Source organism: Lacipirellula parvula, assembly GCF_009177095.1.
GTDB lineage: Bacteria > Planctomycetota > Planctomycetia > Pirellulales > Lacipirellulaceae > Lacipirellula > Lacipirellula parvula.
The window spans coordinates 2998640-3010604 of record NZ_AP021861.1; the positions used below are offsets into that span (position 1 = coordinate 2998640).

At 61.2% G+C, this 11965-nt stretch carries 11 protein-coding genes; 3 read left to right on the forward strand and 8 right to left on the reverse strand.

Features of this window, described 5'->3' with window-relative positions; genetic code table 11:
* Positions 1-72: 72 nt before the first annotated feature.
* From PLANPX_RS11815 to PLANPX_RS11850, 8 genes are all read right to left on the reverse strand, one after another.
* Complete coding sequence (locus PLANPX_RS11815; protein WP_152098931.1) at positions 73-1770, reverse strand: TadE/TadG family type IV pilus assembly protein; 1698 nt, start codon at positions 1768-1770, stop codon at positions 73-75.
* A 16-nt stretch (positions 1771-1786) separates the two neighbouring features.
* The gene (locus tag PLANPX_RS11820) at positions 1787-2254 is read right to left on the reverse strand and encodes a TadE family protein (RefSeq protein ID WP_152098932.1); all 468 of its coding nucleotides are present in this window, start codon (positions 2252-2254) and stop codon (positions 1787-1789) included.
* A gap of 10 nt (positions 2255-2264) precedes the next feature.
* Positions 2265-2687, reverse strand: coding sequence for a TadE family protein (locus PLANPX_RS11825; protein ID WP_152098933.1), 423 nt, complete (start codon positions 2685-2687; stop codon positions 2265-2267).
* A complete protein-coding gene (locus PLANPX_RS11830) occupies positions 2684-3613 on the reverse strand; it encodes a type II secretion system F family protein (RefSeq protein WP_152098934.1) in 930 nt (309 codons plus the stop codon). Before PLANPX_RS11830 ends, PLANPX_RS11825 begins: the two co-directional genes overlap by 4 nt.
* Before the next feature lie 18 nt (positions 3614-3631).
* Complete coding sequence (locus PLANPX_RS11835; RefSeq protein ID WP_152098935.1) at positions 3632-4573, reverse strand: type II secretion system F family protein; 942 nt, start codon at positions 4571-4573, stop codon at positions 3632-3634.
* The gene (locus tag PLANPX_RS11840; protein ID WP_152098936.1) at positions 4573-5922 is read right to left on the reverse strand and encodes a CpaF family protein; all 1350 of its coding nucleotides are present in this window, start codon (positions 5920-5922) and stop codon (positions 4573-4575) included. Before PLANPX_RS11840 ends, PLANPX_RS11835 begins: the two co-directional genes overlap by 1 nt.
* Before the next feature lie 39 nt (positions 5923-5961).
* Positions 5962-7161, reverse strand: a complete 1200-nt coding sequence (locus tag PLANPX_RS11845) for an AAA family ATPase (protein ID WP_152098937.1) — start codon at positions 7159-7161, stop codon at positions 5962-5964.
* 337 nt (positions 7162-7498) lie between these two features.
* Positions 7499-8554 carry a LacI family DNA-binding transcriptional regulator gene (locus PLANPX_RS11850; protein WP_152098938.1) on the reverse strand — a complete coding sequence of 352 codons (1056 nt, stop codon included), beginning with the start codon at positions 8552-8554 and terminating at the stop codon, positions 7499-7501.
* 407 nt (positions 8555-8961) lie between these two features.
* Here PLANPX_RS11850 and PLANPX_RS11855 point away from each other — a divergent pair, with 407 nt between their 5' ends.
* The 3 genes from PLANPX_RS11855 (at position 8962) to PLANPX_RS11865 (ending at position 11962) form a co-directional block, all read left to right on the forward strand.
* Positions 8962-10194, forward strand: a complete 1233-nt coding sequence (locus PLANPX_RS11855) for a hypothetical protein (RefSeq protein WP_152098939.1) — start codon at positions 8962-8964, stop codon at positions 10192-10194.
* 163 nt (positions 10195-10357) lie between these two features.
* Positions 10358-11437 (forward strand): DUF1559 domain-containing protein, encoded by a 1080-nt coding sequence (locus tag PLANPX_RS27675; RefSeq protein ID WP_152101857.1) that lies wholly within the window; start codon positions 10358-10360, stop codon positions 11435-11437.
* A gap of 84 nt (positions 11438-11521) precedes the next feature.
* Complete coding sequence (locus tag PLANPX_RS11865; RefSeq protein ID WP_152098940.1) at positions 11522-11962, forward strand: hypothetical protein; 441 nt, start codon at positions 11522-11524, stop codon at positions 11960-11962.
* Positions 11963-11965 lie beyond the last annotated feature (3 nt).

An 11965-nucleotide genomic window follows, 5' to 3' on the forward strand; every position in this document is an offset into this window, starting at 1 on the left:
AAGGCGTCGCGCACGCGTCGCGAGGGTTACGTTTCGACGTAATTGATTGCAGCTTTATCTGTGCGAGCGCAATCATTCGACGAGAAAGACGTCCTGCGCGGCGGGCAGCTTTTTCGTCGGCGCTAACGTGGTCTCGCCGACGGTTAGCACGCGCATCGTCCCGCATACGAATCGCAAGTCGTACGTGCCGAGCCCGCTCAGAAAAATGACGTGGCCCCATTTGGCATAGATAGAACCCGAAATCGCACCGCCCCCCAGCAGTTTCAGGCCGCTCAAAATGATCGGGCGCCGATCGATGCGACGCTGGTAGATCAGCATGCCGTCAAACGGGCTACTTGCACTCTTCAGCCCCGCGATCGTTGATCCCGGCAGTAACGGAGCGAGTAGCACGCTTGGCACGACGCTGCCGAGCAAGTTCGCCGGCGTCGCCGTTTGACTATCGGAAGCGTCGGGCGAACCGGTCGCCGCGTTGTAGGTGGGTGACTCGGTGATGTAGAACATCACGCCGTCCGCCTTGATCCAGCCGCCGACCACGCACAGCGACATTTGCGTGATCGGGCTCCGGCTACGAATGATGTAGACGCCGGGATTGAACTTTACTTCGCCGAGCGACACGATGGTCAGCGAATCGTAAACGCCAGGATTAAGCGTCCCTGGATTGAGCAAAACAGGATCGAGCACCGGCTGCAGAATTCCTTGCAGCAGCGCCGACAGCGATCCAAGCACCGGTCCCAAAGAGACGAGCTTGATGAGAACCTTGTGGCCATTTTGCGTCGCGCCTGCAAGCGTTGGCTGCGGCAGGTCTTTGTAGGGATCGGCGACCGCCAGTCGACTCGCCTGCAGCGGATGCGAACCGCCGTTCTGATACGCACCGTAGTTGTTGACCGCATCGACGCCGCCTACCACGCGCAGATCGCGGGCGAGCACCTTTGTCGTCGCCAGCAGTGGCATGCAGGCGACGCCGTAGGGCAGGGGCGAGTTAATTCCGGCAGTGGCGCCATGCTCGTCCTTGCCGCCCCATTCGGTATTCACCAAGATCGCGCCGTCGACCTTGAGACGGCCGAGGCCTTCAACTTCGAAGCCGGCTGTGAGCGTGGGCAGCGCTGGCAGCGTGAGATCGCCGAGGAGGCTCGGTAGGACGCCGTTGAGCGCGGTGACGATGTTGTTGCGTAGCGTATTTAGCAGTCCACCCAAGCCGAGCGGCGTCAGCAGCGAATTCAGCGGCAGTTGATTCACCAAAGATGCGAGATTGATGTTGGCGACAATCGTCGCGGCGCTCGCCACGGAGATTCCGGAGGGATTGGGGTCGAGAATGACGATCGCCGCTTGCGCCGTCGCGTCGCGAACGCCCGCGACCGAGCGGACCTGCAGTGTGCGATTGATCGCTCCGCCCAGCACCGGCATCAAGTGCGTTTTGTAGGTCGACTCGGAGATGACCTCCACGTAGTTGGAATTCCCGGCAAACGGCCCCGTCGTCGGCGGGATATGAACGGTGACGTCGGCGTCGGCCTTTTCGTGGGCGATTTGCACGGCACTGGTTGCGGCAGATCGGGCTGCGGTTGCGCCATGCGCGAGGCGCAATTCGGTCGCGGCGGTCGTCGCGCCCGCGTCGCTGGCATGCTGCAGATCGCGATACTGGTCCATCATCATGCCGCCGTCGATGACGAGTCCGACGATGCCAATCAGGACGGGCAGCAAGATCGCCAGCAGCACCAGCACATTGCCGTGACGGCGCTTCTTGGCGTTGATCCGATTGCTGTTGGGGTTCATCTCGTCACCTAACGGGTTAATTCACGATGCGCATCTGCGAGCTTGATTCCAGGTTGATCGGCCCCCAGGGCGTCAGTCCCGGCACCAATGGCTGATGCTGATACTTGAGCTCGACGCGCACGCGACTACGGGAATTGTTGGTGGTATCGGGCCAGGTGAGGCGAATCCCCACGTCGGCTGGATTCATCGTCGGCAGCAACGGGTGAATCGTTACCGCCGGATCGATCGAGTCGGCGGCGGTAGCGACGATCGTTTCAGGTCCCCAGTCGCCGCCGATTTCGGATGGCGTGTCGTCGCCTCGCATGACGGCTGCCCGCGCCAGCCGCCGCGCTGCTTCCGCTAACGCGTTGTACCGCAGCGAGGCAAGGCCCAGATCGAGGATCACGAACAGCGCAAGCAGCGCGATCGGCAGGACGATGGCCGTCTCGATGGCCGTCGCGCCGTTGGATCGCCGCTCCACGATGATTGTGCGCCTCGTGTTCATTATCTCTCGATTACCTGAATTGCCGCACTCGCGACAACGCTTTCATGTCGAGTTCATGCGGCAGGCCTGGCCAGGAGACCGCCGATGTGAACGGGTACGAGATCTCGATTTCAACCGTCGCCAAATTGTTGGCGTCCGTCGTCGTACTCAGCGCGTAGTCCAGCGAGCCTTCGTTGAAATCGGGCAGCCCAGCGAGCTCCTCGACGACTGCTTGGCGTACTTCGTTCTCCCACTCGGTGCGGGTCAGCGTCGTGAATTTGCGCATCGCGCCTGTCTCAGCGCCGGTGCGCGCGGCATTTGACACGATTTGGTAGTGATGCATTACGCGCCCGAAATCGGCGCACGCGAGAGCCATCAGCATCAAAATCGGCAGCGAGACCGCCAATTCGGTCGCCGCGATGCCGCTGCAGTTGCGAGATCGTGAGACGCTCATTTCGCAAACGCCTCCTGGATTTGGATCATCGCGGGGCCGACCAATACGACGAATACGGCGGGGAAGATCAACAATAGCGTCGGTAGTAGGATCGCGACGGCCGCTTTCTGGGCTTGTTCTTCGGCCGCTTCTTCACGCTGCAGACGCAGCATTTCAGCGTGAAGCCGCAACGCCTCGGTCAGTTGCGTGCCAAATCGCTGCGATTCTCGCACGAAGGTGCTCAGCGTGCGGACGCCTTCGTAATCGCTGCGCAGTGCGAAGCGGCGAAAGGCTTGATCGACGGTCGCGCCGAGTTCGACGTCGCGCTGGACGATCGAGAGCTCGCCAGCGAGTATAGGATGCGCCAGTCTAAGCTCATCGCCCACGCGCCGAATCGTCTCCTGAATACTCAAGCCGCCCTGCAGGCAGACGACCATCAGGTCGAGGAAATCTGGGAGTGACCGGCGCAGAAGCAAGTGACGTTCTTTCACCGCTCGATCGAGCCAGAGGCCAGGAGCTAGCCATCCCGCGGCGGCGGCGAGGCCGCCAGCGGCGAGCGCGAATGAGAGCGACCAGTTGAAGAACAGAGCGCCGAGGATCGCGACGACGGCTGGCGTCAGCGTGAGCAGCGTTTGCACGCCCAGGAAGGTAGAAGACGCAGACGGATTGTAGATTCCACCCTTGGACAAGCGGGCTTGCAGCGTGCCGGAAGCCGACGAAGTCGAAGGCAACATCGAAGCCAGTCGCCCAACCAGCGACGTCGCTGTGTCTCTGCGCTGCCCGCGAGCGGTGCGCCGACGCTTGTGCTGCCCGTAGCGTTCTTCGAATTCGGCGACGCGCGAATTGATCTTGTGCGCCGCTGGGTCGAGCCAAGCGGCGGCCACGGCGATCGTCACCGCGATCAGCCCGACGGCGATCCAGATAAAGAGGTATTCTCGTTCGAACATGTTGCAGTTCCCCCGGAACTAGACCTCGAAGTTCACGATGCGGCGGATCCACAGGGCGCCGAGTGTTTGGGCGCCCGCCGCGACTCCGAGCAACCACGGCCGGTCGAGCAAGCTTTGTGCGTATTCGGGCGACAGCACGAGCATGGCGCCTAGCGCGGCAATTGGCAGCACAATCAGCACGATCGCCTGCATGCGGCCTTCGCCGGTGAGCGCCCGAATGCGATTCTGAAGCTTGAGTCGTTTGCGGATCATCGTCGCCAGATTATCTAGCAACCCGACAAGGTCGCCGCCCGATCGCTCCTGCACCAATAGAGCGACCACGAACAGTTGCAATTCCATAATGCCCGTGCGCTGCGCCAGTTTACGCAGCGCGGTTTCGCGACTCATGCCAAGGTTCTGCTGCTCGTAGCAAAGTGCGAACTCTTCCGAAATCGGTTCGTCGAAGTCGTCGGCGATAATGCGCAGCGCCGCCGGCACCGTCTGGCCGGCGGTTACCGATCGGCTGATCATCTGAAAGGCCTCAGGCAGTTGCTGGCTCAGCTTCTTCTGCCGAGAAAATCGCTTGACGTACAGCGCCAACGGGACGAGCAAGAAGCCGATGCACGCGGCGAGCGGGATCGTCAGCGGCGCGAACAGCGCCGCCGGCAAGCTAAAGCCAACGGCCAGTCCCAGCGCCAGTGCAATGCCTTGGCGTAGCGTTAGCGTCGTCGCAGACTGTTCGAACAGCTGATCGACCATTTCGCGAAACGTTCGCCGCTGGATGCTTTGATCGGCGAGTCGCTTCAAATCTTTGAACAGCGACGCCGAGCGCGTCGAGTCGCCGATGCCCGAGAGTTCTTTGACCCGTTCCTGCACGGCCAGTCGGTTGCGCAGGTAATGGTCGTAGAACATCGACCCCGCGCAGGCGACGGCGGCGGCGACGGCGGCGAACACCAAGATGATGATCCAGAGCGTCGACATCAGCGAATCCTCAACGATTGAAGTCGATCGGCCGCATCGAGCGGGCGCTGCTCTGCTATTGGCGCCTGGAGCCCGTATCGCGAGAGCCGTTCCGCACACTGCGGCGGAATGCCGGTTGTGTGGAATTGCCCGACGACTTGTCCCTGGGCATCGACGCCCGTTTGTTTAAACACGAACAAGTCGTGCATGTTGATGGTGTTGCCGTTCATGCCGGTGATCTCAGAGATCTGCGTGATCTTGCGCGAGCCGTCGGACATGCGCGCCACTTGCACGATGATGTGAATGGCCGAGGCAATTTGCCGGTGGATGAACCACATTGGCAGTTCAGGCGCCGCCATGCCGACCAACATTTCTAGGCGACTGAGCGCGTCGCGCGTTTCATTCGCGTGGATCGTCGTCATGCCCCCTTCGTGCCCGGTGTTCATCGCCTGGAGCATATCGAACGCCTCGGCGCCGCGGCATTCGCCCACGATGATTCGGTCAGGACGCATCCGCAGTGCGTTCCGCAAGAGGTCGCGCGCCGTGACGGCGCCGTTCCCTTCGAGATTGGCCGGCCGGGTTTCCATGCGGGCGACATGCGGCTGTTGCAGTTGCAGTTCAGCGGCGTCTTCGATCGTCGCGATCCGCTCGTTCTGCGAGATGAAGCTGGAAAGAACATTGAGCAGCGTCGTCTTCCCGCTGCCGGTGCCGCCCGAGATCATGATGTTCAAACGCGCGCGGGCGCACGCGGCGAGCAGATCGAGCATTTCTGGAGCGGCGGCGCGTCGTTGGAGCAACTCGCCAGTCGTCATCGGCTTTGACGGAAAGCGGCGGATCGACACGAGCGCCCCGTCGAGCGCCAACGGCTTGATGACGGCGTTCAACCGGCTGCCGTCCGGGAGTCGGGCGTCGACCATCGGGCTCGATTCATCGATGCGCCGCCCTACGCGCCCCGCGATCCGCTGCACGATGCCGATGAGGTGATCGAGGTCGCGAAACTGAACGGGCACGCGCTCCAGTTTGCCGCGGCGTTCAACGTACACGCACTTGGCGCCGTTGATGAGGATGTCGGAGACCGTCGGATCGTGCATCAACGTTTCGAGCGGGCCGAGGCCCAGCGTTTCGTCGACCAGCTCCTCGATCAGTTGGTTTCGCTCGGCGCGAGTCAGCAAATCGGCGTGCAGGCTGCAGAGTTCTTCGGCGCCGCGCCGAATTTCCGCCCGCAATCGCTCCGGATCGACGGAGCGCAGGACGTCGAAATCCATCCCGCTGATCAGCTGCTCATGCAGCTCAACCTTCAGTTGATGCCATGGCTGCTGCTGATCGTTAGTCGTCGTCGGCGTCGGCAGATCGCACTTGGCTCCTAGCATGTCATGACTCTTTCTTGATTACTGGGCCGTTGGGCGACGCTATTTCGCCGTCGTCGTTGAAGTCTGCAGACCAAACAACGCCGCCGCATTGAAAGGCAAAAGGCCCCTGCGTACGGCGGCCTTCGCTGGCGCGACCGCCGGGGTCAGCAGGGCGGCTAACTTTGTGATCGCACGCGATGCCTTTGATTGCGGACATTCCCTGACCGCGGGATTCCCAATGTTCAGCGACACGGTGACCGCCGAGGGATCGTCCGGAATCTGGTGCACGACCGGGACTTGCAAGATGCGGCACGCGGCGCGCGGCGGAACTTCGCCGGCACAGCCGGTTCCGGCGGCCACCACCACCGTCCGTTCGATCGCGTTCGTGCTTTTGCGGATGTAGTCGAGATGTCGTTGCGTCCGGTACAGCGAAACAAGGTCAAGCCGGGTCGCAACCAGGACTCGATCGCTCTCCGAGAGGATCCCGATTTGCTCTGCATGCTGCAGGTCTTCAATGCTGACGACGCAGTACGCCTGGGCTGCTTGTGAATGGGCGACCACTTGTCGGCACAGCGCTGGATCAATCTCATGCGTGTCGGCAAATAGATCGGGGCCGGCAAGTAACTCGATCCCGGACTCATGTTTTACTACAGCCTGCTCGAACATCATCTGATCGACAGACTGCCGCCGTCGCACGAGATCGAGCAGCGTGTGACGCGGCGCCAGCTTCAGCATCAAGGCGGCATCGCCGCCGCGCAGGTTGAAGTCGAGCAGTCCGCATTTGCCGTGAAGCGCTGCGATCGCCGCGGCGAGGTTCACGGCCAGGAAGGCGCCGTCGCCCACGTCGCGCGAGGGAATGACGGTGAGCAGCAATCCGCCCGTCTTCTTGTCGACCGCGGCTGACAGCCGCTGGAACGCATTGGCCAACTCTGGACCGAACTGTTCGTCGAGTTTGACGAAATCATCGGCGCCGGCTCGCACGGACTGGATCACCGCTGAATGATCGGCGGCAATGGCGGCGACGATCAGCTTCGCGGCGCTGCCGGCCCGCAGCTGGCGGACGATTTGCAGTACGGGCTCGTCGACCCGCATCGCCGCAATCAGCATCAAGTGCGGCGCCGCATCGACGCTCATCACTTCTGTGAGCGCCGATGTCGTCGACAGGACCCGCGCCGGCGACGAGCGTAGCTGGAGCGCATCGACTTGCGATTTGACGCTGCCGCCGAGGTCGGTATTGTCGCTGATGATCCAAACGCCCATCGTCGCCGCACTGCATCTTCCGCTGACTGCCAAGCGCCGCGCCGCCTCACAGGGAGTGCGGCGCCGGCGTGGTGAAATCTGCCGCAAACCTAGGTTTGCCGGCCGGGCAGTCAATTAGCGCGACAGCTGCAGGAGACGAGGGGAAACCGCCGTGGAGGGAAACCTCTAACGGCGTACGGGCGACTTCCGGAAAAGTACCGCCCATGGGGGGAAACGCGTCAATTCCCAGGCTAAGAAAACCTCGTAAGACCCCGAACGGATTGGGTGGGCGTCGAGGGACTGCAGGGCACGCGACCGCTGCGGGCGGAGTGCTGCCGCCAAGCGAGCACAATCGCGTTCAGCCCACCCGCGGCGCCGTGGCGAGTCGCGTCCGATTGGGAAGAACGTGGTAGGCAATTTCAGGCGGCGGGGCCGTCGTTTCGTTAATTTCGAGCCATGCCGTCTGTTTCCGCGCCGTCGTCGCCTCCGCCTCGCTGCCGGCGATTCTCGCCAACAATCGCTCGAACGCCACCTGCCCTAGCATCCGCGAATCTTGGCAAATCGCGGTCATCTTGGGGTAGATCAGCGTTCGCATGTCGGTGTCGTCGAAGCCGACGATCGACAAGTCTTCGGGGATCTTCACCCCCATTTTATGGGCTTCATTAATAGCGCCGACGGCGACCAGCGGATCGGCGATGAACACTGCCGTCGGCCGATCGGGCATGCCCATCAAGTTTCGGATAAGCTTTTCTCCATCCAAGCGATGGGGCGGAATCCTGCCGATGAGATCGGGATACAGCAGGCCGCGCGATTCGAGGGTCGAGCGATAAGCCTCGAAGCGGTCGCGGTGATCGCCATCTTCGCGCTCGCACGCGGCGAACGCGATCCGCGTGTGCCCCAGCGACAGCAAATGCTCAATGGCTTGCCGGCTCGCCGCCGCCGATTCTGAGAAAATGAAGGGGAGCCCGGGGCGATGGAAATGGTCTCCCAACACCACGATTGGCAAGCCCTCATCGGCGATTTGCTCAACGATATCGCGTTCGGCCGCCGTGGAGCGTAGCACAGCGCCGCAAATCCCCTTGCGGGCGAAAAATTGCCGGAACGTCTCGCCACGCGCTTTGTCGCGGCGAATATCGACAATCGTCAGGTCGTGCTGGCTGCCGCGCATCGCTTCGACCATGCCGTCGATGCACGCCGAGTCATACGGCGAACCAGGCGTGAAGGGGCCAGTGTAGATCAGGGCGACCGCATGCTGAGTCCGCACGCCGACCGCGGGGGCGTATTCGCAGCGATTGACGGCTTCCATCACCTGCTGCCGTAGATGCGCAGCGACTGTTTCTCGGCCGTTAATGACGCGAGAAACGGTGGCAATCGACACGCCTGCTTCCTTGGCAACGTCGCGAATAGAGGCCATGGGTGGTCCGGGAGTTACAAGTATTGAAACTGTTTCACTTGTTGCATGGTACGAACGAAATGGTCAGAGATCAATCAAAAATGGGCAACTAAAATGCTTGTTTTCTCGGTTGTAATGCTGCGGTCGCGAAAGTAACGATTCTGCGGAAAAATCGTTGACAGGCATTGTGATTCAGGATACAAGAGAAAACGTTACGGATTTGTTACTCGCTGTTGCTCAAAGGCCGCCCGCGGCGCTGAGCATCGACGCGAGGCGATCCCGGCGGCCTTATCAGCACTCTATTCAGCAAGTCAGTTCGAAGCGGACGTTTTGCGTCCGGCCTACTCGCGATTGACCATGCGTGGCGCATGACCTAGCGGCGGTCTACTCGCCCAGCTTCTCCCCTCATTCAGCTATTGGAGTACCCCATGCGATTCTCGGCGGGAACCAGCGCAATCGTTCCATTGGCGTGCAGCGCGATTGCCGGATTGTGCATCAGCGCCTCGACGCTCTTCGGCGCCAACGCCACGGTCCTCGACACTGACCCGAACGCCGACGGCCTGGGCTTTGGCAAGACCGACGCTTTTGCGTACGGAGGGGTTTACAGTCAAACCGACACGGCCGTTTACAACGGCAACCAGATCCTGGTGCAGACGCAAGCGGGCGCCTCCGGCAACTCGGGTGCTGGCATTTCGGTCCCCGTTTCGAACGGCGAGAATGGACGTAATCAGTCGCTCGACGGTGGTTCGAATCAGGACGTGAACATCGACGTCCCGAATGCCACCGCGCCGAATTCTGTTTTCGCGACGATCGGCAACACGCCGGTGACGGACCCGCTCCACGGCCAAGTCGCCAAGCTGCAGAACGGCAACGTCCTGCGATTTTCGATGTGGGTCCGCGAAGATCCCAACAGCCACATCACCGCCGCCCCGCAAATTGAACCCGTCATCAAGTTCGAATTCTGGAAAGAGGCGTTGAGCACGAACGCCGACACCAGCGGCGGCGTGCCCCAGCCGAGCTATGGCGACAAGATCGTCGATACCGATCAGCATCTTGGCCAAGGCATTTGGATCGATCTCAACAAGAATGGCTCGGTCATCGACGGCGCGGCGGCCTCCCAGGGACGTATCCGCACGGTGAACACGACGAGCTGGACGCTTATCGAAGCTTCGTACACCGTCAACGACGCCGATTGGTGGGGCATCGCCGATGATGTTTACACGGTCGCCGACGTCGAAGAAGTCCGTGCCGTCATGTTCTGGGGCGATTTCGCGAACACGAACCTCGGCGGTAGCTTGTGGTTCGATAACCTGCAGTTCGAAGTCTTCGCAAACGTCGCCGCCGTGACGCCGAACGCCAATCCGAACCCCACGCTCAGCGAAGGCGTGAGCAGCGCCGATTTCAACAAGAACGGCATCGTCGATGGCGCCGACTTCCTGGCGTGGCAACGCGGCTACGGCATGACGACCGGCGCCGTAGCAGCCAACGGCGACGCTGATTCCGATGGTGACGTTGATGCGAACGATCTCACCGTCTGGAAGAACCAGTTCGGCACGCCTGGGGCGGCGCCGGCGATCGCCAGCGTACCGGAGCCGACCGCGTTGGCGCTGGTGACGGTAACGAGCCTGTGCATCGGCGCCGTTTGCCGCCGCCGGCGTTAGCAGTAGCAAACGGAAGTCTGGCTGCCGGGGGCTGCGCCAGGCTTCGATGGCGTGACGTCGGCGGGGGGCAGCCGCCGACGTCTCTCCCATTTGGTCTCTGGAAAAGCGTGCGAGTTTTGCTCAAACCGCGACTGTTCAGTCAATCTGTAGGATTCTCAAGATCATGAACGTCGACTCCCCCGCCACGAATGGCCAAGCCTATCGCCGCGGCTTCACGCTCGTGGAACTGCTCGTCGTGATCGCCATCATCGGCGTCCTGGTCGCGCTGCTCCTGCCAGCGGTCCAGGCGGCGCGCGAAGCAGCCCGCCGGATGTCGTGCGGCAACAACGTGAAGAACATCGCGCTGGCGATTCACAACTTTCACGATACGAAGAAGCACATTCCGTTTAGCGTTCTTTTCAAAGCGGACGTCGGCAAGGAGGCATACCGTCTGCCAGGAGGCGGCGAAGAAGCTGCGTCTCCCTCAAAATACTATTCTTCAAATCTTAATGGGAAGGGATGGATCGTCGACATTCTTCCGCAACTTGAGCAGCAAGCAATGTACGTTGGGATGAGGCCCGGCTTCGAGCAGCCTGCGGGCACGTACAATACGTTCTCAATCACCGGAAGCGGCAATGGTATGGGGCGTACCGAGATTCGCCAATTCATGGATGATCAGTTGCCGGTCTTGACGTGTCCCTCGGACGCGTCTGCGGCGCCTCGGATTGGGAATTACCATTGGGGAAATGTGGCCGGCACTGCAGGCGCTCTGACCGCGACCACGAGTTACAAAGGAGTGGCTGGCGATACGGCAGTGGGGGAAGTATTCAATGCCGGCGGTCTGTGGAGTAACAGCCAGTGGGGGTCGGTTCCAGATTGCTTCCAGAATCTTGGCTGCAACGGGCTCTTCTGGAAGATGAGTTACTACGACCCAATCAACTTCCGAGAGATTTCAGACGGTCTTAGCAATACCTTGATGGTGGGCGAAGCTGTGGCCGATCAAGATTTTCACGCGATGGCGTACTTCTCCGAAGGCGATTGGGCGTCTGCGAACATGCAACTCAATTATTTTCAATTGGGTGAAAAAGAACTGATTATTCAAAATTGGTGGGATGTTCGCGGCTTCCGTAGCTTGCATCCTGGCGGTGTTCAATTCGCGATGGCTGACGCCTCCATTCAATTTGTTTCAGAGGGGATCGACCACGCACTCTACCGTGCGCTCTCCACGCGAAACGGCGGCGAAACGGCTTCACTCCCTAGATAGTTTGGCGCCCTCGTTCCGCGTGTCACGGCGCATGTGAACAGTGAGTCAACTTTTGCTTCGCTTAACACGGAAATCCGAAAGTTGATGATGCCCTTACGAACTGCCTGGCACTGCGTTCAACTTGGCATCGTCGCGATCTTGCTGATCGGCTGCGGCGGCAAGCCTTCGCAAGTCTCGGGCACTGTGACGCTTGACGGTAAAGCCATCGAACGAGGTATGGTCGGCTTCACACCAGCGAACGGCGGCATGCGGGCATCCGGCGTCATCGAAAGCGACGGCACTTACAGCCTAACCACGAATCGCGATTCCGGGCTTGAGCCGGGCGAATACATGGTCACCGTCGTTTCGCGCGAGCCAGGCCCGCCGGCGACCACCGGCCCGCCGGCTCCCGGTCCCTATATCACGCCGCAGCACTACGCCGCCGAAGCAACTTCCGGCCTCAAGTTCACCGTCGAACGCGGGAGCAACAAAATAGATCTAGCGCTAACCACCGCAGGCGCTCCCGCGGCGTCTGGGCGTAAATAGAAA